This is a genomic window from Magnetospirillum sp. LM-5 (assembly GCF_902729445.1).
In the GTDB taxonomy this organism is placed as follows: Bacteria; Pseudomonadota; Alphaproteobacteria; order Rhodospirillales; family Magnetospirillaceae; genus Magnetospirillum.
In genome coordinates, this window is the sequence record NZ_CACVCE010000014.1 from 19,804 (window position 1) to 43,314 (window position 23,511).

Annotated in this window: 21 protein-coding genes; 9 read left to right on the plus strand and 12 right to left on the minus strand. The window is 68.2% G+C overall.

Annotation, left to right across the window (positions count from 1 at the left end; genetic code table 11):
* Positions 1 to 18: 18 nt before the first annotated feature.
* Positions 19 to 1,563 carry a murein biosynthesis integral membrane protein MurJ gene (gene murJ / locus MTBLM5_RS07710; protein ID WP_173975313.1) on the minus strand — a complete coding sequence of 515 codons (1,545 nt, stop codon included), beginning with the start codon at positions 1,561 to 1,563 and terminating at the stop codon, positions 19 to 21.
* 188 nt (positions 1,564 to 1,751) lie between these two features.
* Between murJ and MTBLM5_RS07715 the strand changes: the two genes are divergently transcribed.
* Together MTBLM5_RS07715 and MTBLM5_RS07720 are read left to right on the plus strand one after the other, a co-directional pair.
* On the plus strand, positions 1,752 to 2,255 hold the full coding sequence (locus MTBLM5_RS07715) for an Hsp20 family protein (RefSeq protein ID WP_173975315.1): 504 nt from the start codon (positions 1,752 to 1,754) through the stop codon (positions 2,253 to 2,255).
* Positions 2,256 to 2,267: 12 nt separating this feature from the next.
* Positions 2,268 to 2,495 carry a DUF1150 family protein gene (locus tag MTBLM5_RS07720; RefSeq protein WP_173975318.1) on the plus strand — a complete coding sequence of 76 codons (228 nt, stop codon included), beginning with the start codon at positions 2,268 to 2,270 and terminating at the stop codon, positions 2,493 to 2,495.
* A 205-nt stretch (positions 2,496 to 2,700) separates the two neighbouring features.
* Here MTBLM5_RS07720 and MTBLM5_RS07725 read toward each other — a convergent pair whose 3' ends face one another.
* Positions 2,701 to 5,220, minus strand: a complete 2,520-nt coding sequence (locus MTBLM5_RS07725; protein WP_173975320.1) for an ABC transporter permease — start codon at positions 5,218 to 5,220, stop codon at positions 2,701 to 2,703.
* Positions 5,217 to 5,897 (minus strand): ABC transporter ATP-binding protein, encoded by a 681-nt coding sequence (locus MTBLM5_RS07730; RefSeq protein ID WP_173975322.1) that lies wholly within the window; start codon positions 5,895 to 5,897, stop codon positions 5,217 to 5,219. The genes MTBLM5_RS07725 and MTBLM5_RS07730 overlap by 4 nt, the downstream gene beginning before the upstream one ends.
* A gap of 64 nt (positions 5,898 to 5,961) precedes the next feature.
* Here MTBLM5_RS07730 and MTBLM5_RS07735 point away from each other — a divergent pair, with 64 nt between their 5' ends.
* From MTBLM5_RS07735 to MTBLM5_RS07750, 4 genes are all read left to right on the plus strand, one after another.
* On the plus strand, positions 5,962 to 6,558 hold the full coding sequence (locus MTBLM5_RS07735; RefSeq protein ID WP_371814003.1) for an arylesterase: 597 nt from the start codon (positions 5,962 to 5,964) through the stop codon (positions 6,556 to 6,558).
* The gene (locus tag MTBLM5_RS07740; protein ID WP_173975326.1) at positions 6,555 to 7,670 is read left to right on the plus strand and encodes an FIST C-terminal domain-containing protein; all 1,116 of its coding nucleotides are present in this window, start codon (positions 6,555 to 6,557) and stop codon (positions 7,668 to 7,670) included. The genes MTBLM5_RS07735 and MTBLM5_RS07740 overlap by 4 nt, the downstream gene beginning before the upstream one ends.
* A 268-nt stretch (positions 7,671 to 7,938) precedes the next feature.
* On the plus strand, positions 7,939 to 8,478 hold the full coding sequence (gene thpR / locus MTBLM5_RS07745; protein ID WP_173975328.1) for an RNA 2',3'-cyclic phosphodiesterase: 540 nt from the start codon (positions 7,939 to 7,941) through the stop codon (positions 8,476 to 8,478).
* Between the two features lie 67 nt (positions 8,479 to 8,545).
* Positions 8,546 to 9,085: a hypothetical protein gene (locus MTBLM5_RS07750; RefSeq protein ID WP_173975368.1), complete on the plus strand. Its 540-nt coding sequence runs from the start codon at positions 8,546 to 8,548 to the stop codon at positions 9,083 to 9,085.
* Here the strand turns inward: MTBLM5_RS07750 and MTBLM5_RS07755 are convergent.
* Positions 9,075 to 9,941 carry a DMT family transporter gene (locus MTBLM5_RS07755; protein ID WP_173975330.1) on the minus strand — a complete coding sequence of 289 codons (867 nt, stop codon included), beginning with the start codon at positions 9,939 to 9,941 and terminating at the stop codon, positions 9,075 to 9,077. The genes MTBLM5_RS07750 and MTBLM5_RS07755 overlap by 11 nt on opposite strands.
* A gap of 208 nt (positions 9,942 to 10,149) precedes the next feature.
* Here MTBLM5_RS07755 and MTBLM5_RS07760 point away from each other — a divergent pair, with 208 nt between their 5' ends.
* Positions 10,150 to 10,380, plus strand: a complete 231-nt coding sequence (locus tag MTBLM5_RS07760) for a hypothetical protein (RefSeq protein WP_173975332.1) — start codon at positions 10,150 to 10,152, stop codon at positions 10,378 to 10,380.
* A gap of 14 nt (positions 10,381 to 10,394) precedes the next feature.
* Here MTBLM5_RS07760 and MTBLM5_RS07765 read toward each other — a convergent pair whose 3' ends face one another.
* A complete protein-coding gene (locus tag MTBLM5_RS07765) occupies positions 10,395 to 11,252 on the minus strand; it encodes a LysR family transcriptional regulator (protein WP_173975334.1) in 858 nt (285 codons plus the stop codon).
* Positions 11,253 to 11,591: 339 nt separating this feature from the next.
* Positions 11,592 to 11,945 (minus strand): ribosome hibernation-promoting factor, HPF/YfiA family, encoded by a 354-nt coding sequence (hpf, locus tag MTBLM5_RS07770; RefSeq protein WP_173975336.1) that lies wholly within the window; start codon positions 11,943 to 11,945, stop codon positions 11,592 to 11,594.
* A 220-nt stretch (positions 11,946 to 12,165) separates the two neighbouring features.
* Between hpf and htpG the strand changes: the two genes are divergently transcribed.
* Positions 12,166 to 14,040, plus strand: coding sequence for a molecular chaperone HtpG (htpG, locus tag MTBLM5_RS07775; RefSeq protein WP_173975338.1), 1,875 nt, complete (start codon positions 12,166 to 12,168; stop codon positions 14,038 to 14,040).
* A 952-nt stretch (positions 14,041 to 14,992) separates the two neighbouring features.
* On the opposite strand, the gene MTBLM5_RS07780 is transcribed toward htpG, so the two are convergent.
* The 6 genes from MTBLM5_RS07780 to MTBLM5_RS07805 all read right to left on the minus strand — a co-directional run bounded on the left by MTBLM5_RS07780 (position 14,993) and on the right by MTBLM5_RS07805 (position 20,712).
* A complete protein-coding gene (locus tag MTBLM5_RS07780) occupies positions 14,993 to 15,343 on the minus strand; it encodes a helix-turn-helix domain-containing protein (protein ID WP_173975340.1) in 351 nt (116 codons plus the stop codon).
* Positions 15,340 to 15,912 (minus strand): Smr/MutS family protein, encoded by a 573-nt coding sequence (locus tag MTBLM5_RS07785; protein WP_173975341.1) that lies wholly within the window; start codon positions 15,910 to 15,912, stop codon positions 15,340 to 15,342. The genes MTBLM5_RS07780 and MTBLM5_RS07785 overlap by 4 nt, the downstream gene beginning before the upstream one ends.
* The gene (locus MTBLM5_RS07790; RefSeq protein ID WP_173975343.1) at positions 15,909 to 16,433 is read right to left on the minus strand and encodes a hypothetical protein; all 525 of its coding nucleotides are present in this window, start codon (positions 16,431 to 16,433) and stop codon (positions 15,909 to 15,911) included. Before MTBLM5_RS07790 ends, MTBLM5_RS07785 begins: the two co-directional genes overlap by 4 nt.
* Positions 16,434 to 16,473: 40 nt before the next feature.
* Entirely contained in the window at positions 16,474 to 17,874 is a 1,401-nt protein-coding gene (locus MTBLM5_RS07795) for an ATP-binding protein (RefSeq protein ID WP_173975345.1), read from the minus strand.
* A 78-nt stretch (positions 17,875 to 17,952) separates the two neighbouring features.
* The gene (locus MTBLM5_RS07800) at positions 17,953 to 20,205 is read right to left on the minus strand and encodes an NADP-dependent malic enzyme (protein ID WP_173975347.1); all 2,253 of its coding nucleotides are present in this window, start codon (positions 20,203 to 20,205) and stop codon (positions 17,953 to 17,955) included.
* 3 nt (positions 20,206 to 20,208) lie between these two features.
* A complete protein-coding gene (locus MTBLM5_RS07805; protein ID WP_173975349.1) occupies positions 20,209 to 20,712 on the minus strand; it encodes a hypothetical protein in 504 nt (167 codons plus the stop codon).
* 173 nt (positions 20,713 to 20,885) lie between these two features.
* On the opposite strand from MTBLM5_RS07805, the gene mutS reads away from it, so the two are divergent.
* Positions 20,886 to 23,501, plus strand: coding sequence for a DNA mismatch repair protein MutS (gene mutS, locus MTBLM5_RS07810; RefSeq protein WP_173975370.1), 2,616 nt, complete (start codon positions 20,886 to 20,888; stop codon positions 23,499 to 23,501).
* Positions 23,502 to 23,511: the final 10 nt, after the last annotated feature.

The window sequence follows — 23,511 nt, forward strand, 5'->3', positions numbered from 1 at the left end:
AGCCATGGGTTGGGCCTGTCAAGGACGGCGCCGCATCTGACCCTTCACTTCCGCCCATCGTACCGCCCCCAGCGCTTGCGCCGAGGCGGCGAACAGGGTGATTCCGGCCACCACCATGACCGCCAGCAGGCCGCCCGCCGCCAGGGCGCCCTCGGCCCGGGGCCACAGATAATGATGCGCCGCCGCCAGGGGGGCGGCCATGATCAGCGCCGCCAGCACGATTCTGGGTGCCCGGCGCTTCAGGCGGGCATCGATGGTGAACAGGCCCTGCCGGGCCAGCAGCACCGCCAGCACGGCGGCGTTGAACCAGGCGGCCAGGGCGGTGGCCAGGGCCATGCCGACATGGGCCAGCGGCCCGACCAGGGCCAGGTTCAGGGCGATGTTGACCACCATGGTCGCACCCGCCACCTTGACCGGGGTGCGGGTGTCCTCGCGGGCGAAGAAGGCCGGCACCAGCGCCTTGACCAGCACGAAGGCCGGCAGCCCCAGGGCGAAGGCCGACAGGGCCGACGCCGTCGCCTGGCTTTCCGCCGGGCCGAAGGCGCCGCGCTGGAACAGCACCTGCACCACCGGCAGACCGATGGCCATCAGGGCGGCCGCCGCCGGCACGGTCAGCAGCAGCCCCAGTTCCAGGGCGCGATTCTGGCTGTCCAGGGCGTCTTGCAGGCGGCCTTCCTTGATCTGGCGCGACAGCAGGGGCAAAAGCGCGGTGCCGATGGCGACGCCGATCACGCCCAGCGGCAATTGATTGATGCGGTCGGCATAGTTCAGATAGCTGACGGCGCCGTTGGCCACGGTCGAGGCGATGATGGTGTTGACCAGCAGATTGACCTGATAGACCCCGGCCCCCACCGCGCCCGGCACGATGCGCCGTGCCAGGGTGCGGACCTCGGGGGTCAGGCGGGGCAGGACCGGGCCTAAGCCCATGCCGGCCTTCCTGACCGCGACGGCCAGCCACAGGAACTGGGCGATGCCGGCGGCGAAGGTGCCCCAGGCCAAGGCGTGGCCCGGCGTGGCGGTGACCGGGGTCAGCGCCCACAATCCGGTCATGCCGACCACGTTCAGCAGCACCGGGGTTCCGGCGGCCGCCGCGAACCGGCCCAGCGAGTTCAGCACCCCGGCCTGCAGCGCGGTCAGCGAGATGAACAGCAGATAGGGAAAGCAGATGCGTGCCAGATCGGCGGCCAGCTCGATCTTGCCGGGCACCTGGTCGAAGCCGGGCGCCAGGCCGTAGATCGCCCACGGCATCGCCAATTCCATGATTCCGACGAAGATCGCCAGCACCAGGGCCATCACCGCCAGCGCCTTCTGGGCGAAGGCCTGGGCGGCGGCCGGGCCTTCGGCGGCCAGTTTCCTGGTGAGCAGCGGCACGAAGGCGGCGTTGAAGGCGCCCTCGGCGAACAGCGAACGGAACAGGTTGGGGAAGCGGAAGGCGACGAAGAAGGCGTCGGCGATCCAGCTGGCCCCCATGTAATGGGCGATCATCATCTCGCGCGCCAGACCGGTGACGCGCGACAGCATGGTGAAGCCACTGACGGTGGCGATGGAGCGAAACAAGGACATCGCCGAAGCTTTACAGGAAATCGCCCGAAGACGCCACGGGCCCGCCCTTGACTGGAATCGATTCACCGAATCTTGACGTGGCGCTGATAGCATCCAAATTAAGAAGCAGGGCGGTGCCGCTTGGGCCGCTGTCACCGGGTGCCGGAAACGGACCCATTACCGTCTCGCTTCTCGAAGGAGGCCGCTCGATGTCTCGCCTTTCCGCCTTCAATTCGCCCTTGTTGCTGGGCTTCGACCATTTCGAGCGGGTGCTCGACCGCGTCGCCAAAAGCCAGGGCGAGGGTTATCCCCCCTACAATATCGAGCAGATCGGCGAAAACGGCCTGCGCATCAGCCTGGCGGTGGCCGGCTTTTCCATGGACGACCTGTCGGTCGGCCTGGAAGACAACCAATTGATCGTCCGCGGCCGTCAGGCCGACGACGAATCCGGCCGCATCTTCCTGCATCGCGGCATCGCCGCCCGACAGTTCCAGCGCGCCTTCGTGCTGGCGGAAGGCATCGAAGTCGTCAACGCCACCCTGGATAACGGCCTGTTGCACATCGATCTGATGCGCCCCCGGCCGGAACCCCGGGTCAAGACCATTCCCATTCAAGGAGCAGGCACAACCGCCTCTTCCGGTGCTCCGCGCACCATCGACGTTGCTGCCGATCCTGGCGGCCACGGGCGCTCGCGGCCCAGAAACGGCCAGTGAAGGAGGACGACCATGAACAAGGAATTCGCCCCGCACCCCCTCAGCCGCACCATCAGCTCGACCGATTTCGCCAATTGGGGCCTGCCGGAAATCGCCTTCATCAAGCGCGTTCAGACCGACGGCGAGATCGGCTGGGCCATCCACGCCGCCGACGGCACGCCGATGGGTCTGGCCTCCAGCCGTGAAATCGCCTTCGCCGCCGTCACCCAGCACGAGCTGGAACCGGTCAGCGTTCACTAGGCGCGAAGCGCGCCCGTGCCGGGCCGTCTCAGGCGCCGCCGGGCTTGGCACTGTGCCAAAAAGCCCGAGCGGCGATTGAGCCGCCCGGGATCGGGCGCGCGCCTCGCGCCATATTAAGCCCGGCGGCGTTTGAGCCGGCCCGGCACGGGCATGCCACAGGCATAATCCGGCACGGGCGCGCCACAGGCATAACCCGAGCGGAGTTTTACTCCGCCCGTAATTCCGGCGCGGCTTTGGCCGAGATCGCCGCCCAGGTTCCGGCGAAGCCGGCGGCCAGGCTGGCGCTGACGCAGACCGCCAGGGTGGCGGCCAAGATCACCGGCAGGAACGCCCAGTCGGCCTTCATCACGAAGACCAGGATGGCCCAGGCCGCCAGGGTGCCGATGGCGCCGGCCAGCAGGCCGGTCACCCCGCCGACAGCGCCGAATTCCACCAGCCAGGCCCGCCACAGATCGGCCCGGGTCGCGCCCAGCACCTTCAGCACCACCGCTTCGCGCACCCGGCGGCGATGGCCGGCCATCACCGCGCCGGCCAGCACCAGGGCGCCGCCGGCCAGGGTGACCAGCGCGGCCAGGCGCACCGCCTGATCGGCGCGGGCCACCAGATCGCGCACCGAGCCCAGGGCTTCCTTGACCCGGATCGCCGAGACGTTGGCGAAGCGGTCGGTGACGGCGCGCTCGACCGCCGATTCGTGGGCGGCATCGGCATGCACCGTCGCCAGCCAGGTGTGCGGTGCGCCGGCCAGGGCGTCGGGCGACAGCACGAAGGCGAAATTCATGTTGAGCGACGACCATTCCACCTCGCGCAGCGAGGCGACCCGGGCGGTGATCTCGCGCCCCAGCACGTTCAAGGTGACCTGATCGCCCAGGCCCAGCCCCAATCCTTTCGCCAGCGGCGCGTCCAGCGACACCAGCGGCGGGCCGGCATGGTCGGCGGTCCACCACGCCCCGGCCGCCAGCCGGGTGCCGGGCGGCATCTGGGCGGCACTGGTCAGGCCGCGATCGCCGCGCAAGGCCCATTCGGCTTCCGGGGCCACCGTCACCGATGGCGCCGGCACGCCGTTCAGCGCCACCACCCGGCCGCGCACCATGGGTGCCCGCTCGATGCGGGCCTGGGGATCGGCGCTGCGCACGATGAAGTCGAATCCGGCCGCCTGATCGGGCTGCAGGTCGATGAAGAAGAAGCTGGGGGCCTCGGCCGGCAATTTCTCGCCGAACTGGCGGGCCAGGTTGCCCTCGACCAGGGCGGTGGTCACCAGCACGGTCAGGCCCAGGCCCAAGCTGATGACCATGCCGACGATGGTACTGCCCGGCCGGTACAGGTTGGCCAGCGCCAAACGGGCCGCCGGATGGGCCAGCAGGCCGGTGCGGCGCCGCGCCAGCCGGGCCGACAGCCCGGCCAAGGCCCAAGCCAGGGCGCGAAACAGCAATAAAGTGGCGGGTGCCGCGGCCACGAACACCGCCGCCAGGCCCTTGCGGTCGGCGCTGACCACCGCCAGGGCGGCCATGGCCAGGGCGGCCGTCCCGATGATCGCCAGGACCGGCCAGCCCAGCGCCGTCGGCTCCTCGCCGGGGCCGCGGAACAATCGGGTCGCCGGCGTCCGGGCGGCGCGGGCCAGGGGGGCCAGTCCGAACACCAGGGCGGTCAGCAGGCCGAAGGCGAAGGCCACCATCAGCGGCAGCGGATAAATCCCGACCTTTGCCGCGATGGGCAGGGCATCCCCGGCCAGCGCCACCACCAGACCGGGCAGCAGGCCGCCCGCCACCAGACCGGCGAGGATGCCGGCCAGGGCCAGGCCGCCGACCAGCAGGGCATAGGTGGCGAAAATCATCCCCGATCCGGCCCCGGCCGCCTTCAGGGCGGCGATCGAGCGCAGCCGGCCATCCATCACCGCCTTGACCGAGCTGGCGACGCCGATGCCGCCGACCAGCAGCGAGGTCAGGCCGACCAGGGTCAGGAAGGCGGCGATATTGTCGAGGATGCGGCCCAGGCCGGGGGCGGCCTCGGTGGTGTCGCGCACCTGCCAGGGCGCGTCGGGGAAGCGCTCGGCCAGTTCGGCCTTGGCCTGGGCCGGGCTGGCTTGGTCCAGCACCAGCCGGGCCGACCAGCGCACCAGGGCGCCCGGCTGCAGCAGGCCGGTGGCCGGCAGAAGCTCCAGCCCGACCACCAGACGCGGCCCGAACGAAAGCGCGTTGGCGACGCGGTCGGGCTCGGCGACCAGCAGGGCGCGCACCTGCACGCTGGCATCACCGATGCGGATGGTATCGCCCAGCGATATGCCCAGCGCATCCAGCAATCCGGCCTCGGCCACCGCGCCGGGAAGACCGTCCTGGACCGCCAGGGCGGTGCTCAGGTCCTGCGCCGGCTCCAGCACCACCCGGCCGACCAGCGGATAAAGCCGATCGACGGCCTTCAACTCGACCAGCCGGCGGGCATCGCCGAAGCGGGCCATCACCCGAAGATCGGCGCCCTGGCTGACCGTGCCCCATTGCTTCAGGGCGGCCAGCTGCGGGTCGGTCACCGGCTGATAGGATTGGCGGATGTCGAGATCGCCGCCCAGCAGGGCGCGGGCATCCTGGGTCAGCGCGGCATGGAAGGCGGCCTTCAGCGAGCCGGCGCCGCTGATCGCCGCCACCCCCAGGGCCAGGCAGGCCATCAGGATGCGAAAGCCGGCCAGGCCGCCGCGCAATTCGCGCCGCGCGAAGCGAAGGGCGGCCAGGCTCATGACAGGCGCCCGTCTTGCATGCGCACCACCCGGGAGCAGCGCCCGGCCAGGTCCAGGTCGTGGGTCACCAGGATCAGGGCGGTGCCCAGCTCGCGGTGGCGGGCGAACAGAAGCTCGATCACCGCCTGGCCGGTGGCGCGGTCCAGATTGCCGGTCGGCTCGTCGGCCAGCAGCAGGCGTGGGCGGATGACGAAGGCGCGGGCCAGGGCGACGCGCTGCTGCTCGCCGCCCGACAATTGGCCGGGGCGGTGATCCAGCCGGTGGGCCAGGCCGACCGCGTCCAGTTCCTCGCGGGCACGCTCGAAGGCATCGGGGCGGCCGGCCAGCTCCAGCGGCACCGCGACGTTTTCCAGGGCGCTCATGGTCGGGATCAGGTGGAAATTCTGGAAGACGATGCCCAAGCTTTCGCGGCGCAGCCGGGCCAGGCTGTCCTCGTCCAGGCGGCCGAAATCCTGGCCGGCCACCATGACCCGGCCGGCGCTGGCCCGCTCCAGCCCGCCGATCACCATCAACAGGCTGGACTTGCCCGAGCCCGACGGCCCGACCACGCCGACCGTCTCGCCCTCGGCCACCGACAGCGAAACCCCGGCAAGGACATTGACCGGACCGGCCTGGCTCGCCAATTTGAGATGGACCTCGTCCAATTCCACCAAAGGCTGGGAAGAAGAACCACTCATGATCGGCTTGGCTTTCGTTGGGGGATGGCGGCGGGTATTGCTGCTCGGATATGGCGCCGTGACCCTGCTTGTCAACGCTGCCCCGGGACAGGCCGAGACTTTGCGCCTGCTGGCCCTGGGCGATTCCCTGACCGCCGGCTACGGCCTGGCCGCCGACCAGGGCTTCGCGCCGCAGCTGGAACGCGCCTTGCGGGCGCAAGGCCTGGACGTCCGGGTCATCAATGGCGGGGTCTCGGGCGATACCAGCGCCGGCGGGCTGGCCCGGCTGGACTGGGCCCTGGCCGACAAGCCGCACGCCGCCATCGTCGAACTGGGGGCCAATGACGGTTTGCGCGGGCTGGACCCGGCCCGCATGCAGGACAATCTCGACGCCATCGTCGGCCGGCTGAAAGGTCGGGGCGTCAAGGTACTGCTGGCCGGCATGCTGGCGCCGCCCAATCTGGGCCGCGAGTATGGCGACGCCTTCCTGGCGGCCTATCGTCAGGTCGCCGCGCGCCATGGTGTCTTGCTTTACCCCTTCTTCCTGGACGGCGTCGCCGGGCAGGCCAGGCTCAACCAGAAGGACGGCTTGCATCCGACCGCCGAAGGCGTCACGGTGATCGTCGAGCGGATCGCGCCTTCGGTGGCGCGCCTGCTGAAGGACGACGGAGGAAAGCGATGAGCTTCGCCTGCGGGGCGGCCCGATCCGACCATTGGGGCCTGGCGGCCAAGGCCTGCCTGGACGGGGTCGGGCTGGCGGTGGCCGGGGCCAATCTGGGCATCGTCTACGTCGCCGAACGCTTCGCCCCCGATCTGTCGTCGGTGCTGACCTTCCTGCGCGAGACCACCCGCATCAACGCCTGGGTCGGTGCGGCGGTGCCGGGCGTGGTGGCCGGCGACGCCGAGCTGCGCGGCGGCGATGCCATGGCGGTGATGGTCGGGCGCCTGCCCGAGGATTCCTTCCTGCCCTTCACAAATGCCGACCTGGCGGCCTTTTCGATCCGGATGGCGCCGTGGTTGAAGCGGCAAGGCGCGACTTTGGCGATGGTCCACGCCAACCCGCGCGAGGCGGCGTTGCCGGCTTCGCTGGTGGCTGCCGCCGACGGCATCGGCTTCTTGACCGGCGGCCTGGTCGGCGCCGCCGAGGAACGCGCCCAGGTGGCCGGCCAGGTGGTCGGCGGTGCGCTGTCGGGGCTGGTGCTGGGGACCAAGGTGCAGGCGGTGACCGGCCTGACCCAGGGCTGCGCGCCGCTGGGCGGCCAGCATCTGGTCACCGAGGCGTGGGACGCCGCCCTGATGAGCCTGGACGGCCGTCCGGCCATCGAGGTGCTGAAGGAAGAGGCCGGCGAGCTGATCGCCCGCGATCTCAAGCGTGCCGCCGGCTATATCCATGTGGCGCTGCCGGTGGCCGGCTCGGACCGGGGCGATTATCAGGTGCGTTCGCTGCTGGGGATCGACCCCCGCAATGGCTGGCTGGTGGTCGGCGACGAATTGCGCCTGGGCAGCCGGCTGATGTTCGTGCGCCGCGATCCGCAGACGGCGCGGGCCGACCTGGCCCGCATGCTGGCCGACGTCACCCGCCGCCTCGACGGGCGCCGGCCGCTGGCCGCCCATTACGTCACCTGCACCGGCCGCGGCGAGGCGATGTTCGGCGCCGCCGGCATCGAGGCGGCGATGGTGCAGCAGGCCCTGGGGCCGGACGTGCCGCTGATCGGCTATTTCGCCAATGGCGAGATTTCGGGCGAGCGGCTGTACGGCTATACCGGGGTGCTGACCGTGCTGGTCGGACCCTAGGGTCCAAACTCAATTAGGGCATGGAGTGCGCCGTGACGAATTTGCTTTCCTGGCAGGAAGACCGCGCCGCGCGATGCGGCGCATCGCGCAAGCGGTCTGACGCCCCGGGAGAGCAAATTCGTCCGGCCCGGAGGGTTGGGTTTCCAAGGGCGCCCTGGTTCGTTGTCGCCGCTCGGCGATGCGCCGCATCGCCATCGCGTCGCCGCCTGCCATTGCGCCCTTGGAAACCCAACGCACTCCATGCCCTAATTGAGTTTGGACCCTCGGGATGATCCGGCTGTTCGTGGCGCTCTCGCTGCCGGACGCATTGGCCGAGCGGCTGGCGGCTATGGCCGGCGGCATCCCCGAGGCGCGCTGGAGCGAGGCTCGCAACCTGCACATCACCCTGCGCTTCATCGGCGAGGTCGATGAGGCCCAGGCCGCCGACATCGATGCCGCCCTGCTGGGGGTGCGGGCCGCCGCCTTCCCGTTGGGACTGGAAGGCTTGGGCACGTTCGGCGGCCGGGTCGCCCACACCCTGTGGGCGGGGGTCGAGCGCGTGCCGGCCCTGTTCCATCTGCAGGAACGGGTCGAGGCGGCGATGGGCCGGGCCGGACTGGTGGCCGAGGGGCGCAAATACACCCCGCACGTCACCCTGGCCCGCTGCAAGGCGTCGCCGCCCGGGCGGGTGCAGGACTTCATTTCCCACCATTCGCCCTTCCGGGTCGCCCCCTTCGCCGTTGACCATTTCCACCTGTACCAAAGCCATCTGGGCCGCGGCGGACCCGATTATCGGCGCCTGGCCGATTACCCGCTCGATTCAAAATGATGGGGTCGGGGCGGTCGGTTGCGCCTCTGGCTTGTGGGGGCAGGCTGATTCGGCTAATTTGACCGCCATGGGAAACGCGCGCTCTATTCTTGTCGCCGGATGGATTGCTCTGCTGCTGGCCGGCTGCAGTGGGGCCTCGACCTCGCTGCCGCAGACCCAGGCGGGTGATCCCAGCGCGCCCATCGATTTCCAATTACTGACCGACATCCCGATCCCGTCGGGTGCGACCATGGACAACGACCGCTCGTTGATCCTGGGCGAGCGCGACCGCTGGACCGGGCGGGTGGTGATGAAGCTGTGGAAGCCCGGCCCCGAGGCCGCCGCCTTCTATCAGGTCCAGATGCCGCAATTCGGCTGGGAGCCGATCATGGCCGTCACCTCGGGCATTTCGGTGATGAGCTATGTGCGCGGCGACCGCGCCGCCACCGTGCAGGTCGAGCGCGGCTCGATGTGGGGATCGACGGTATCGGTGATCGTCGGCCATCGCTCGACCATGCTGCCGGCGGCATCCAACGCCGCGCCCCTGGCCGCGCCGGTGCTCGAGCCGGCCCCGCGCGCCGCCCCGGTCGAGCGGGTGCGCTCGGAGCCACTGGCCCCTAGGCGCTAGGTTTCCTCGCCTCGCGGTGCAGGACGTACAGTCCGCAGGCGACGATCAGCCCCGCCCCGGCCAGCATGCGCGGGTCGGGCACCTCGCCCCAGAACAGCCAGCCGAATGCCACCGCATAGACCATGTGCAGGTAATCGAACGGCGCCACCGTCGAAACCGGGGCCAGGCGCAGCGCCTGGGTGATCAATATCTGCCCCAGCCCCCCCAGCACGCCTACCGATGCCAGCAGCATGCCGTCTTGGAGGGTGGGCGTCACCCAATGCCACGGCAGGGCGAGGCCGCTGCCGACGGTGCAGGCGATGGTGAACCAGGCGACGATGGTGACCGGCCGCTCGGTGGTGCTCATCTGGCGGATCAGCACCATCACCACCGCATAAAGAAGGGTGCCGGCCAAGGCGGCGGTCAGCCCCAAGCCGGCGGCCGGCGGTGTCGCCCGGGTGATCAGCAAGATTCCCGCGAAGCCCAGGATCACCGCCGCCCAGCGCTTCGGCTCGACCACCTCGCCCAGGACCGGGACCGACAGGGCGGTCATCAGCAGCGGCGCGGCGAAGGCGATGGCGGTGACCTGGGCCAGCGGCAACGCGCCGAACGCCAGAAAAAAGGCGGTGATCGCGGCGATGCCGATGCTTGATCGCACCACATGGGCCCAGGGCCGGGCGGTGACCAGCGCCGTTCGTCCGGCCGCCCACAAAAGGGGCGCCAGCGGCAGGAAGGCGAAGGCGGCGCGGAAGAACAGCACCTCGACCACCGGATAATCGGCCATCAGCGCCTTGACCAGGGCGTCCATGACGGCAAACACCGAGGTCGCCGCCACCATGCAGCCGATTCCGGCCAGGGGATACCCGCGCCCACGCATGTCAGGCAAAGCCCCCCTTGAATTCAGCGCCCGTCTTTCCCATATGGGGTCTTCTCCTGATATTTTAGTGTTGCGGCGCAGTATTTGCGATGCAGCAATTTACGTCACAGATTTATCACCGGTTCTATGCTCTCTGATTACTCGACAAACCCGGTCGGACTCAGTGTATAGTGTGTCCAGGATCACCGCCGCAGGAAAGGGGACTCGCATGTTCAAGGCAGCCTGTTCGCCCGCCACGCCATCCGCCTCTCGGGGCGCCGGCACGGTGATGATCGGCAATCGTTCGCGCCGCTGTCACAGCGCCTATCTCGGCAATGCCGAACCCGATCTGCATGAACTGCTGGGTGACGAGGTGATGCGCCGCATGATGACCCGCGACGGCGTCGAGCCGGAAATGGTCCTGGCCCTGGTGGCTCATATGCAGGAAATGTCGGCCTAGAAGGGCCCGGGTCGTTAATCTTCGCTTTCCAGCGAGGCGACGTAGCGCAGGCCTTCCAGGGCGGTGCGGAACCACTCGCCGCGTCCGTCGTCGGGGCTGTAGACCAGCCAGGCCGGGCGGCGGAAATCCGGGGCGCCGGTCACCTCGAACAGGCGGCCGGCCGCCAGATACGACCGCACCGTGCGCATCGGGAAATAGCTGGTGCCGCCATGGGCCAGCACGTGCTGCAGCCCCAAGGCCCCCAAGCCCACCGACACCGCCGGCGTCTTGAGGTCGGGGAAGGCTTGGCCGTGGCCCTGGCGGAATTCCGGCCCCCAATCGACGAAGACGTAATCCTCGTCCCAATCCTCGACGGCGCGCGGCTTGGTCGACACCATCACCAGCCGTTCGTCCAGCAGCTTCTCGATATGCAGGCCGGGGCGGCTTTGCGGCGAATACATCACGCCGATATCCAGCATGCCTTCCGACAATTGCCGCATCAGCCCGTCGGACAGGCCGACCTCGGCCCTCAGCGCCACGTCGGGCAGCGCCGTGCGCATCCACGGAATCCATTGCACCAGCAGGCGGTCCCACAGCGAGAACTGGCCGCCGACATTCAGCACGGTGCGAAAGCCCGGCGGCAGGGCGATTTCCTGGCGGGCCTGTTCCCACACCCGGACCAGGCTGGCGGCATAGCGGCGAAATTGCAGGCCGGCGGCGGTCAGGCCGGTGCCGGTCTTCGAGCGGATGAACAGCGGGCGGCCCAGCTCGTCCTCGAGCGCCTTGATGCGCATCGAGACGGTCGACTGGGTGATATCAAGGCGTTCGGCGGCCTTGTTGAAATTGCCGGTTTCGACGATTTCCAGAAAGGTACGCGCCAGGTCGATGTTCATGGATGGGGCTCGGGGCAAGACGTCGGTGCGAATTTCCGCACCTGCGAAGACGGCGGAGTTCTACTCCCATTGCCAGCAAACATCAACAGCCCGAAAGAGGGTAATCGAAAAATCCGATGGGGTAGGCAGGCAAACGGGCGCCGACTCCCCCCTAGTGCACTGATCGATTCAGATGGTGCACCCACCATCTGAATCGATCAGTGCACAATTCGTTGATTTTGTGGGCCGATTCACCAGGCAGACGGTTCATGCAGATGAACCTTCTGCCTGGATCGGACCACGAGGGACTCGGCGCCCGATGTCATGCGCAGGAAAAACCCGAGAAAATACCGAAACGTCTTAGACGTTGGCGCGGGCCTTCACGTCGCCGCGGCTGCGGGCGACATATTCCTTCAACTGGCGCTCGATGGCGGCGAAGGCGCCCTTGAGGGCGGCATAGATGTCTTCGTGCTCGTCCGAGTCGCGCTTGACCACCAGTTCCGAGCCGGGAACGGTCAGGTCGATGCGGACATGGAAGGCGTCGCCCTTGTGGTGCAGGTTCGACGAGTTCTTGTGGTGCGATTCGATCGCCACCTTGCAGGTGGTGATGCGGTCGAACAAAAGCTCCAGTTTGCCCACCTTCTCGCGCACGCGGGTTTCCACCGCGTCGGAGTGGTCGATGCCGTGGAAGGTGATCTGGAGGGAATTCTGCATTTACGTCTCCTGCGTCTTCTTTTCCCCGCGCCGGAACGGCCGCTTTCCGCGGGCCTTGGGCCGCAGGGCCGCTATACATAACGATTCGATTGCCCCAGGGCAACCGGAACAGAGAGGGGTATCCATTTTTCCCCTTTTGAGGCGGGCTTGCAACCTTTCCAAAGCTGCCTCATATCAGGGGCCGCTCAACCCCTTTTTCAGAAAACGGGACCAAGGGATCATGGCTGAAGAAAAGCGTGAGTTTCAGGCCGAAGTGGCCAAGCTGTTGGAAATCGTCGTCCACTCGCTCTACTCCAACAAGGAGATCTTCCTGCGCGAACTGGTGTCCAACGCCTCGGACGCCTGCGACAAGCTGCGCTACGCCGCCCAGACCGAGCCGCACCTGACCGAGGGCGACGGCGAGTACAAGATCCGCCTGACCGTCGATACGGCCGCCGGTACCTTGACCATCGCCGATAACGGCATCGGCATGAATCGCGACGATCTGGTCGCCAACCTGGGCACCATCGCCAAGTCGGGCACCGCCGAGTTCATGAGCCGCCTGTCCGGCGACCAGTCGAAGGACATGGCGCTGATCGGCCAGTTCGGCGTCGGCTTCTATTCGGCCTTCATGGTGGCCGACAAAGTCCGCGTGGTCACCCGCAAGGCCGGCGAGCAGCACGGCTGGGCGTGGGAATCCGACGGCAAGGGCAGCTTCACCATCGCGCCGTTCGAAGGGGCCGCGCGCGGTGCGGCCATCACCCTGACCATGCGCGACGATGCCAAGGAATTCCTGGAAGGCCACCGCCTGACCTCGATCATCAAGCGCTATTCCGACCATATCGCCATTCCGGTGATCCTGGCCGAGGGCGATGGCGGGGGCGAGGGGGACAAGACCATCAATTCCGCCTCGGCGCTGTGGACCCGCTCGAAGTCGGAGATTTCGGCCGAGCAATACAAGGAATTCTATCACCACGTCGCCCACGCCTTCGACGAGCCGTTCCTGACCATCCATTACAAGGCCGAAGGCGCCATCGAATATACCGGCCTGCTGTTCGTTCCTGGGTCGAAACCATTCGACCTGTTCAGCCCGGAACGCAAGAACCACCTGAAGCTTTACGTGAAGCGGGTGTTCATCACCGACCAGGCCGAAGGGCTGCTGCCGCCGTATCTGCGCTTCCTGAGGGGCATCGTCGACAGCCAGGACCTGCCGCTGAACGTCAGCCGCGAGATGCTGCAGCACAATCCGGTGCTGGCCAAGATCAAGACCGGCCTGGTCAAACGGGTGCTGTCCGAGCTGAAGAAGAAGGCCGAGGACGATCAGGCGGCCTATCTGACCTTCTGGGAAGAGTTCGGCCCGGTCCTGAAGGAAGGCATCTACGAGGATTTCGAGCGCAAGGCCGAAATCCTGGCGCTGTCGCGCTTCCGCTCGACCGCCACCGACGGCTGGACCTCGCTGGCCGAGGCGGTGGCCCGCATGAAGGACGGCCAAGAGGCGCTGTACTTCGCCACCGGTGATTCGGTGGAATCCCTGAAGAAGAGCCCGCAGCTGGAAGGCTTCCTGGCCAAGGGCATCGAGGTGCTGCTGCTGACCGACCCGATCGACGAATTCTGGGTGCCGGCGGTGGGCGAGTTCGAGGGCAAGGCCTTGAAGGCGGTGACCGAGGGCGGCCTGGACCTGGGCAAGATCAAGGGCTGCGACAAGGCCGAGGAGGATCGGCCGGCCCCGGCCGATTCCGGCGATCTCGACCTGTTGATCGCCGGGCTGAAGCTGGCCTTGGGCGACGCGGTCAAGGACGTCAAGGCATCGGAGCGCCTGACCAGCTCGGCGGTGTGCCTGGTGATCGAGGAAGGCCAGATGAGCATGCATCTGGAAAAGCTGCTGAAGGCCCATCGCCAGCTGGATCGCGAACAGCCGCGCGTGCTCGAGATCAATCCGCGTCACCCGCTGATCAAGTCGCTGGCCGCCGCCATCAAGGCCAAGGGCCGCGAAGGCATCGACGACCAGGCCTGGCTGCTGTACGACCAGGCCCGCATCGTCGAGGGCGAGGCCCCGACCGACCCGGTCGCCTTCGCCCGCCGCCTGGCCCAGGTGATGGAACACGGCTTGGCTTAGAGCGGCGCGCCTTTAATCTGGTTCATTCCTTCTGCCGTCACCCCTGGACTTGATCCGGGGGGCCAGGGACAGCCGTGGTTCAAGCCCGGCAATGACGATCAAGAAATGCTGATCCAGATTTTATGCTAGGGGCTCTCCATGACGAGCGGCCTGCCTGAGTCAGACCCCACTCGGGCGCATAGGAATTCCGGCGCCTCCTCCCCAAACTTCGGGGCAGCAGAAATTTAAGACACAGATGAACACAGATAAACACAGATGAAATTATATGCTTTTCCTTTCATCTGTGTCCCGCGAAGCGGGTATCTGTGTTCATCTGTGTCTGCACTCCCGCCATCTCCGACTAGATGGTTGAGCCTTTAATCTTCCATGGACTCGATCCGGGGGGCCATGCTGCCGGAGGCAGCTTCGCCACCATGGATTGCCGGGTCAACCCCACTTCTGTCCGGTTCAATCTGAGGTGTCGCGGCGCAAACCCTTGTGGCCCGCGCTTTTCAAAGCCTCGAGCCCGGAAGAAACGCGGCGCCATCGCCCCACACTCCGTCATGCCCGTGCTTGACACGGGCATCCCCGTGGCGCCGAACAAAATCGAATGGAAACATCGCCTTATGCGGATGCGCGTGGATGGCCGGGTCAAGCCCACTTCTGTCCGGTTTAAATTTTGGCGTCCCGCCGTAAACGCTTGTGGCGCGGGCCTTTCAGAGCCTCGAGCCCGAAATGGACGCGAGTCGTCGCCCCACACTCCGTCATGCCCGTGCTTGACACGGGCATCCATGTGGCGCCGAACAAAATCGAGTGGAAACAGCGCGTTATGCGGATGCGCGTGGATGGCCGGGTCAAGCCCGGCCATGACGACGAGGGCTGTGGATGGTACCGCGAAAATTAAACCGGAAAGCCGTGGATCAAGTCCGGGGGTGACGGCAGAGGGTATGAACCAGATTAAAGGCTCGATGGTCTAATCCTTCAACAGCTCCAGCACCGTCGCCACCTTGTCTTCGGGCAAGGTGGCGATTTTCTCGGCCAGGCGGTTGGCCAGTTCGGTGCGGGCCGGCGACAGGCCGGCGGTGTCGATGGTGACGCGCGGGTGCGACAGTTCGGCGAGGCGTTTCAATTCCTCCGCCTCGTCCCAGATGCAGCCCAGCAGGCCGGCGATCTGCATGATCAGGCCGGGCGCCGGCCGGCCGCGATGGCCGTGTTCCAGGGCCGACAGATAGGGCGCCGACACGCCCAGTTGCGCCGCCATCTCCTTCAATTGCAGGCCTTTGGCCTGGCGCAGCCGGCGCACCCGTTCACCAAAGGGTGTCATCGCCGCCGCCGGATCAGGACGTAAAGGGCGCCATCGCCGCCGTCCTTCTGGCGGGCCTGAGCGATGCCGATGATGCGTTCGCGCAAGGGCGCCTGGTTCAACCAGCGCGGAACCTCGCGCCGCAGTACGCCGGGGCCGGTGCGGCCGCCCTTGCCGGTGATCACCAGCACGCAGCGCTTGCCGGATTCCCACGCCCGGGTGACGAAGGCGGCCAGGTGGGCATGGGCGGAATCCTGGGTCATGCCGTGCAGGTCCAGGCGGCCCTCGATCTCCATCTCGCCCTTCTTCATGCGATCGGCGCTCCGCCGGTCCAATCCGGCCGGCGCCTGGGCCGGGCTGAGCGGGGCCAGGACGGTCTTGGCCTTGACCGGCGGGGCGGCGGTGGGGCGAAAGGATGGCGGCGGCGGGGGCGCAGCCGGCTCGGCCGCGGCCGTGGCGGAATCCTCGATCACCACCGCCTCGCGGCCGGGCAGCGGGGCGACGTCGCGGGTGACGGCGTGCCAGATGCGGGCCTCGTCGGGGGTGACGGCGCGGCGGCGCGGCCGGTGGGCGGCGCCCTGGCCGGTCATGGCGGCAGGATCTCGGGTTCGGGGTCGCCCTCGGGCACTTCGGGCGGGGCCGGATGGGCGAAATCATAAAGGGTGCGGCGCACGAACTTGCGCCAGTCGCCGCGCGGGGCATAGCACGGCGGCTCGGCGCCGCCGCGAAACAGGATGGCCATGCCGCCCATGGTCCAGATCTGGTTCCAGTGGGCGGCGCTTTGCAGCACATAGAGGGTGGTGCGCGCGCGGATGCGCCAGGCGATGAAATATTTGATCCCCAACAGGTGGATCAGCGCCCCGATGGTCATGGCGACGATGCCGATGGCAACGCCGGTGGCCAGCAAGATCGCCAGCGCCAGCAGCATCAGAGCCATCAGCGGCACGATGTGGTCCCACGAATTGTGGACGGGCGAGCCCTGGAAATCCAGCATGCGCTGGTCGGTATAGATCTCGACCTGGCGGGTCAGCACGGCGGCGCGCAGCCGTTCATGCAGATCGGCTTCTTCCTGGGCCTTCTTCGCCCGCCATGCGGCCATCAATTCGCTCATGCGCCGAGGATGCGTCGGGAACGCGCGGCGCGCAAGTCCTTCACGACACCGCCAGCGGCAGCGTCACCGAGAAGGTCGAGCCGCGGCCCTCGACCGACTCGATGGCCAGATGGCCGCGATGGCGGTTGACGATGTGCTTGACGATGGCCAGGCCCAGCCCGGTGCCGCCCAGGGCCCGCGACCTGGCCCCATCGACCCGGTAGAAACGCTCGGTCAGGCGCGGCAGATGCTCGCGCCCGATGCCCTCGCCCTGGTCCTCGACCGCCAGCACCACCGCCGGGCCCGTCCGCAGCGCGGCCGGCGCCTGGTCGGGCACCCGGTCGGCCGGGCCCAGGGTGACGGTCACGGTGCCGCCCGGCCGGCCGTACTTGACGGCGTTGTCCAACAGGTTCTGCACCACCTGGGCCAACTGGTCGGCCTGGCCGCGCACCGGGCAGGATTCTTGGGCCAGATTGACCAGGATGCGGGCGTTCTTGGCCTGGGCCAGCGGCGCCAGGGCGTCGGCGCCGCCCTGGACGATGCGGGCCAGATCGACCACCGTCGCCGGCACCGTGTGCTCGTCGGCCTCGATGCGCGACAGGCTGAGAAGATCGTCGATCAGCCGGGCCATGCGCGAGCCCTGCTCGTGCATGATGGCCAGGAAGCGTTCGTGGGCCTCGGCATCGTCCTTGGCCGGCCCGCGAAGCGTGTCGATGAAGCCCAGCAGGGTCGCCAGCGGCGTGCGCAATTCGTGGCTGGCATTGGCGACGAAATCGGCGCGCATGCGCTCCATCCGCTTGATGGTGGTCAGATCGGTCAAGGTCATCACCGCCACCGCCGGGCTGGCCGGCGACCGCCCCAGCGGGTCGATGCGGAAGCGGAACGACTGTTCCAGCGGCACCACCAGATCGAACGAGCCGCCTTCGGCCGGGCCGCCGGCCAGCACCTTGTCGGCGGCGTCCAGCACCTGGGGGGTGCGCAGCACGGCGGCGAGGTCGCGGCCCGACAGGTCGCGGCCGAACAGGGCCAGGGCCTGGGCGTTGACGCGCACCACCCTGCGTTCTTCGTCCAACAGGACCAGGGCGTCGGGCAGCAACTCGAACAGATTGTCGTTCCAGCGGGCCAGGGCCGCCAGTTCGCCTTGGCGGTCCTGCCAGGCCCGGCGCAATTGGGCCACCGACGAGGCGATCTCCTCGGCGGCGCTTTCCGGGGTCAGGTCGGGGGCCGGCGCCTCGCCGCCGGCGGCCAGGTTGCGCGCCCACAAGGACAGCCGGGCGGCGTCGCGCAAGGTCCTTCGGATCATCAGGGCGACCACAGCGACGGCGCACAGCCACAGGCCGCCGGCCACCAGCACGTGCAGGCCCTGCACCATCACCATCAAGGCCAGGATGGCGGCGGCCGGCATGGTCAGCACGACGGCCCGGCGCAACAGGCGGGGGGTGGCGAAGGCGGGTGCGCTCATGGAAATCTCTGGTTCCGGTGGACAGGCCAGTTTAGCCGGCCAAACCCCGTCTGTCCCATGACGGCTTGGTGAAGACCGTCAGCGGCCGATGGCGTCATAGCAGGCCAGCACCGCCATGTTGACGATGTCGTTGGCCGAGGCGTCCATCGAACTGATCTGGATCGGCCGCGCGAGGCCGGTCAGGATCGGCCCGATCACCGTGCCGCCGCCCAGCTTCTGCACCAGCTTCGACGAGATGTTGGCCGAATGCAGGCCGGGCATGACCAGCACGTTGGCCGGCCCCTTCAGGCGGCAGAACGGGAAATGCGACAGCAATTCCGGGTCCAGGGCGACATCGGCGCCCATTTCGCCGTCATATTCGAAGTCGGCGCCGCGACGGTCCAGGATCTCGACCGCCTGGCGCACCCGGCCGGTCGGATGGCTGGCCGGATTGCCGAAGGTCGAGAACGACAAAAGTGCGACGCGCGGCTCATAGCCCAGCTTGCGCACCTTGGCCGCCGCCTGGGTGGCGATGTCGGCGATCTGCTCGGCGGTGGGGGTCTCGTGGACGGTGGTGTCGGCCATGAATACGGTGCGCCCGCGCGCCACCACCATGTTCAGCCCCATCAGCACCTCGCCTTCGGCCGGGTCGATCACCCGCTTGATGTCGTCGAAGGCCTGCCAGTAATTGCGGGTGATGCCGGTGATCATGGCATGGGCGTCGCCCTCGGCCACCATCAGGGCGCCAAAGACGTTGCGTTCCTGGTTGACCAGGCGCTGGACGTCGCGCAGCAGGTGCCCCTTGCGCTGCAGGCGGCGGTAAAGCACGTCGATGTAATGCTCGCGCCGGGGCGAGATGCGGGCGTTGACGATCTCCAGGTCGTCGGCCGCCGGCAGCCCGATGCGCTTCATGGTCTCGGCGATCTTGTCCTCGCGGCCCAACAGGACCGGGGTGCCGTAGCCGGCATTGCGGAAGGCCAGGGCGGCGCGGATCGACTTTTCCTCCTCGCCCTCGGCGAACACCATGCGGCAGGGGTTGGCGCGCACCTTCTCGGCGATCACCTGCAGGCTGGCCGCCGTCGGGTCCAGCCGGGCCGACAATTGCTTGCGATAGGCCTCGACATCGACGATCGGCTTCCTGGCCACGCCCGAGGCCATCGCCGCTTCGGCCACCGCCAGCGGGATGGCGGCGATCAGGCGAGGGTCGAAGGGCACCGGGATGATATATTCGGGTCCGTAACGAAGCCGGCGGCCGGCATAGGCGGCATCGACCTCGTCGGGAACGTCTTCCCGGGCCAGCCGGGCGATGGCCCGGGCGGCGGCGATCTTCATGGCCTCGTTGATGGTCCTGGCCCGCACATCCAGGGCGCCGCGGAAGATATAGGGAAATCCCAGCACATTGTTGATCTGGTTGGGGTAATCCGACCGCCCGGTGGCGACGATGGCGTCCGAGCGGACCGCTTTCACCTCTTCCGGGGTGATCTCGGGGTCGGGATTGGCCATGGCGAAGATGATCGGCCGCGGCGCCATGTCGGCGATCATTTCGGGTGTGACGGCACCCTTGACCGACAATCCCATGAACACGTCGGCGCCCTTCATCGCCTCGGTCAGGGTGCGGGCCCGGGTCGGCACCGCATGGGCCGACTTCCACTGGTTCATGCCCTCGGTGCGGCCCTGCCAGATCACGCCCTTGGTGTCGCACAAGGTGACGTTCTCGTGGCGCACGCCGACCGCCTTGATCAGCTCGACGCAGGCGATGGCCGCGGCGCCGGCGCCGTTGACCACCACCTTGACCTCATCCAGCGTGCGTCCGGTCAGGTCCAGGGCGTTCATCAGGCCGGCGGCGGCGATGATGGCGGTGCCGTGCTGGTCGTCGTGGAAGACGGGGATGTCCATCATCTCGCGCAGGCGGCTTTCGATGATGAAGCATTCCGGCGCCTTGATGTCCTCCAGGTTGATGCCGCCGAAGGTCGGTCCCAGGAAGCGGACGCAATTGATGAATTCCTCGACGTCCTTGGTGTCGACTTCCAGGTCGATGGCATCGACGTCGGCGAAGCGCTTGAACAGCACCGCCTTGCCTTCCATCACCGGCTTGCCGGCCAGGGCGCCCAGGTCGCCCAGACCCAGCACGGCGGTTCCGTTGGAAATGACCGCCACCAGATTGCCCTTGGCGGTGTAGTCATAGGCCAGCGACGGGTCGCGCGCGATGTGCAGACAGGGGAACGCCACCCCGGGGGAATAGGCCAGCGACAGGTCGCGCTGGGTGGTCATCGGCTTGGTGGGGGTGACCTCGATCTTGCCGGGCCGCCCCGAGGCGTGCATCAACAGCGCCTCGCGTTCCAGATCACTCATGGCCTATCCTTTGCGGTGGACGGTGTGCAGGTTGGCCGCGCCGACGCCGTCCAGGGCGCGCTTGGCCTTTTCCTCTTCCAATTGGTCGGCGACCAGAACCCACAAGATGATGCTGCCCGCTTCCAGGGCGCGGGCGAAATCGGCCGAATCGGGCACGGCGGAAATCTCGTCCAGGAATTCCTTGGCGGCGACGCCGCCGACGCCCGCCGCGACCAGTGCCGCCAGCGCGGCCCCGACGGGACCTGCGGCCAGGGCGATCAGGCCGGCGGCCACCAGCGGGCCTTCGTACTTGATCTCGCCGGCCAACGCGACCAGCGCCTCGCGCCAGGGCTTGGATTGGTGGCCCTGCACCAGTTCCAGGGAATCGTGCGACGACAGCACCGACAGCGCCCCGCGGGAGAACCCGGCCTGCAGCAGGGCGGCGACCGCCGCCTCGAAGGATTCGCGGCTGGCGAAGGTACCGACGACTTCGCGGGCGGTGGGGGCGTGGGTGTCGTTGGCTTCCATGGCGGGCGTCCTGTTCTTGTCGTTCGTCAAAGGCCATTGTGCGCCAACCGGCAGCCCCTGCAAAGGGGCGGCTTGCAGCTTCGGCTGGTCGTGCTACGGTGCGGCCCAGCTTTCCGTTTCGCTGAAGGACCGACCCCGTGACCGCTTCGCCCGAGGCCGCCGAGCTGACCCCGATGATGGCCCAATACCTGGCCATCAAGCGGGCCAATCCCGATTGCCTGCTGTTCTATCGCATGGGCGATTTCTATGAATTGTTCTTCGAGGATGCAGGCCTTGCGGCGGCCGCGCTGGACATCGCGCTGACCAAGCGCGGCAAGCATCTGGGCGAGGACATCCCGATGTGCGGGGTGCCTGTGCGGTCCTACGAGATGTATCTGTCGCGGCTGGTCCGCGCCGGCTTTCGCGTCGCCATCTGCGAGCAGACCGAGGACCCGGCCGAAGCCAAGAAGCGCGGCTCGAAGTCGGTGGTGGCGCGCGACGTCATCCGCCTGGTCACCGCCGGCACCCTGACCGAGGACAATCTGCTGGATGCCCGTGCCCATAATTACCTGGCGGCGGTGGCCCAGGCGCAGGGGCAGATGGGCCTGGCCTGGGTCGATGTCTCGACCGGCGAATTGACGGTGCAGGCCCTGGATTGCGGCCGTCTGGGCGCTGGTCTGGCCCGGCTGTCCCCCGGCGAGCTGCTGGTGCCCGACCGCCTGTTGACCGAAACCGCGCTGGCCGATGTCTGGAGCGACTGGAAAGCGGTGATGACACCGCTGCCGTCGGTTCGTTTCGATTCCGAAAATGCCCGCCGCCGGCTGGAAGCCCTGTATGGGGTCGGGGCTCTGGACGGGTTCGGCGCCTTCAACCGGGCCGAGCTGGCCGCCGCCGGCGCCCTGGTCGATTATGTCGAACTGACCCAGAAGGGCAAATTGCCGCTGCTGGCCCATCCCAAGCGCCTGGCCGAGGGCGCGGTGATGGACATCGACGCCGCCACCCGGCGCAATCTGGAACTGGCTTCGACCTTGACCGGCGAGCGCAAGGGCTCGCTGTTGGCCACCATCGACCGCACGGTGACCGGGGCCGGCGCTCGGCTGTTGGCCGCCCGCCTGGCGGCGCCGCTGACCGACCCGGCGGCGATCGAGCGGCGCCTGGACGCGGTGGCCTTTTTCGTCGACCAGGCCCAGGTCCGCGAGACCCTGCGCCACGACCTCAAGCGCTGCCCCGACATCGAACGCGCGCTGTCGCGGCTGTCGCTGGGCCGCGGCGGCCCGCGCGACCTGGCCGCCATCCGGGACGCCCTGGGCCAGATCCCGACCCTGCGGGCCGGCCTGGCCGCCAACGGCATCGATTCCCTGGCCCCGGCCTTGGCCGAGGCCGCCCATGCCCTGGGCGAGCATTCGGCCCTGGTCGATCAGCTGACCCGCGCCCTGGCCGACGAGCTGCCGCTGGCCGCCAAGGATGGCGGCTTCATCCGCCCCGATTATCACCCCGGCCTTGACGAACTGGCGGTGCTGCGCAAGGAAGGCTTTGGCCTTCTGGCCCGGCTGGAGCGTCGTTACGCTGACGAAACTGGTGTGTCGGCGCTGAAGATCCGCCACAACAACATCATCGGCCACCATATCGAGGTGCCGTCCAAGCAGGCCGACAAGCTGGACGAGCGCTTCATCCACCGCCAGACCATGGCCAATGGGGCGCGCTACACCACCACCGAGTTGATCGAACTGGCCGGCAAGATTTCCAGCGCCGCCGACCGCATGCTGGCCCTGGAAGGCGAGGTGTTCGGCCAGTTGGTGACGTCGGTGCTGGAGCGGTCCGACCTGATCGCCCAGGCGGCGCGCGGCCTGGCCGAGCTGGACGTCGCCGCCGCCCTGGGCGAACTGGCCGCCCTGGGCAATTGGTGCCGGCCGGTGGTCGATGACAGCCTGGCCTTCCATATCGAGGCCGGGCGCCACCCGGTGGTCGAGGCGGCGCTGGCCGCCACCCATTCCGGCGCCTTCGTCGCCAATGATTGCGACCTGTCCGACGGCCATCGCCTGTGGCTGGTCACCGGCCCCAACATGGCCGGTAAATCGACCTTCCTGCGCCAGAACGCCCTGATGGCGATCCTGGCCCAGATGGGCGCCTTCGTGCCGGCGGCCAGCGCCCATATCGGCATCGTCGATCGCCTGTTCTCGCGGGTCGGCGCCGCCGACGATCTGGCGCGCGGGCGATCCACCTTCATGGTCGAAATGGTCGAGACGGCGGCCATCTTGAACCAGTCCGGCCCGCGCGCCCTGGTGATCCTGGACGAGATCGGGCGCGGCACCGCCACCTTCGACGGCCTGTCCATCGCCTGGGCGGTGGTCGAGGGCCTGCATGAAAGCAATCGCTGCCGCGCCCTGTTCGCCACCCATTACCACGAACTGACCCGGCTGGCGGCCCGGTTGCCGCAATTGTCCTGTCACCAGATGCGGGTCAAGGAATGGCAGGGCGACGTGGTGTTCCTGCACGAGGTGGCCTCTGGTGCCGCCGACCGTTCCTACGGCATCCATGTCGCCCGCCTGGCCGGCCTGCCGGCCGCCGTGGTCGCCCGCGCCGAGCAGGTCTTGAGCGCGCTGGAAAAGGGCGAGCAGGGCGGCGCCGTCGCCCGCCTGGCCGAAGACCTGCCGCTGTTCGCCGCTCTGGCCAAGCCGAAGCCGGCGGACGTGGCCGCCACCGGCCCGTCGCCGCTGGCGGCCCGGTTGGCGGCGATCAATGCCGACGAACTGACGCCGCGTCAGGCGCTCGACCTGATCTACGAGCTGAAGGGCCTGGCCGAGCGATGAGCGTGCTGGT

What these genes read in the sequence shown, in the direction of transcription:
- hpf (WP_173975336.1), bottom strand. Translation starts at nt 11,945, where the DNA reads ATGCAGAATTCCCTCCAGATCACCTTCCACGGCATCGACCACTCCGAC.
- MTBLM5_RS07795 (WP_173975345.1), bottom strand. Translation starts at nt 17,874, where the DNA reads ATGAGCGCACCCGCCTTCGCCACCCCCCGCCTGTTGCGCCGGGCCGTC.
- mutS (WP_173975370.1), top strand. Translation starts at nt 20,886, where the DNA reads ATGATGGCCCAATACCTGGCCATCAAGCGGGCCAATCCCGATTGCCTG.
- MTBLM5_RS07805 (WP_173975349.1), bottom strand. Translation starts at nt 20,712, where the DNA reads ATGGAAGCCAACGACACCCACGCCCCCACCGCCCGCGAAGTCGTCGGT.
- MTBLM5_RS07785 (WP_173975341.1), bottom strand. Translation starts at nt 15,912, where the DNA reads ATGACCGGCCAGGGCGCCGCCCACCGGCCGCGCCGCCGCGCCGTCACC.
- MTBLM5_RS07720 (WP_173975318.1), top strand. Translation starts at nt 2,268, where the DNA reads ATGAACAAGGAATTCGCCCCGCACCCCCTCAGCCGCACCATCAGCTCG.
- MTBLM5_RS07765 (WP_173975334.1), bottom strand. Translation starts at nt 11,252, where the DNA reads ATGAACATCGACCTGGCGCGTACCTTTCTGGAAATCGTCGAAACCGGC.
- MTBLM5_RS07740 (WP_173975326.1), top strand. Translation starts at nt 6,555, where the DNA reads ATGAGCTTCGCCTGCGGGGCGGCCCGATCCGACCATTGGGGCCTGGCG.
- MTBLM5_RS07760 (WP_173975332.1), top strand. Translation starts at nt 10,150, where the DNA reads ATGTTCAAGGCAGCCTGTTCGCCCGCCACGCCATCCGCCTCTCGGGGC.
- MTBLM5_RS07730 (WP_173975322.1), bottom strand. Translation starts at nt 5,897, where the DNA reads ATGAGTGGTTCTTCTTCCCAGCCTTTGGTGGAATTGGACGAGGTCCAT.
- MTBLM5_RS07780 (WP_173975340.1), bottom strand. Translation starts at nt 15,343, where the DNA reads ATGACACCCTTTGGTGAACGGGTGCGCCGGCTGCGCCAGGCCAAAGGC.
- thpR (WP_173975328.1), top strand. Translation starts at nt 7,939, where the DNA reads ATGATCCGGCTGTTCGTGGCGCTCTCGCTGCCGGACGCATTGGCCGAG.
- htpG (WP_173975338.1), top strand. Translation starts at nt 12,166, where the DNA reads ATGGCTGAAGAAAAGCGTGAGTTTCAGGCCGAAGTGGCCAAGCTGTTG.
- MTBLM5_RS07800 (WP_173975347.1), bottom strand. Translation starts at nt 20,205, where the DNA reads ATGAGTGATCTGGAACGCGAGGCGCTGTTGATGCACGCCTCGGGGCGG.
- MTBLM5_RS07755 (WP_173975330.1), bottom strand. Translation starts at nt 9,941, where the DNA reads ATGCGTGGGCGCGGGTATCCCCTGGCCGGAATCGGCTGCATGGTGGCG.
- MTBLM5_RS07750 (WP_173975368.1), top strand. Translation starts at nt 8,546, where the DNA reads ATGGGAAACGCGCGCTCTATTCTTGTCGCCGGATGGATTGCTCTGCTG.
- MTBLM5_RS07725 (WP_173975320.1), bottom strand. Translation starts at nt 5,220, where the DNA reads ATGAGCCTGGCCGCCCTTCGCTTCGCGCGGCGCGAATTGCGCGGCGGC.
- MTBLM5_RS07715 (WP_173975315.1), top strand. Translation starts at nt 1,752, where the DNA reads ATGTCTCGCCTTTCCGCCTTCAATTCGCCCTTGTTGCTGGGCTTCGAC.
- MTBLM5_RS07790 (WP_173975343.1), bottom strand. Translation starts at nt 16,433, where the DNA reads ATGAGCGAATTGATGGCCGCATGGCGGGCGAAGAAGGCCCAGGAAGAA.
- murJ (WP_173975313.1), bottom strand. Translation starts at nt 1,563, where the DNA reads ATGTCCTTGTTTCGCTCCATCGCCACCGTCAGTGGCTTCACCATGCTG.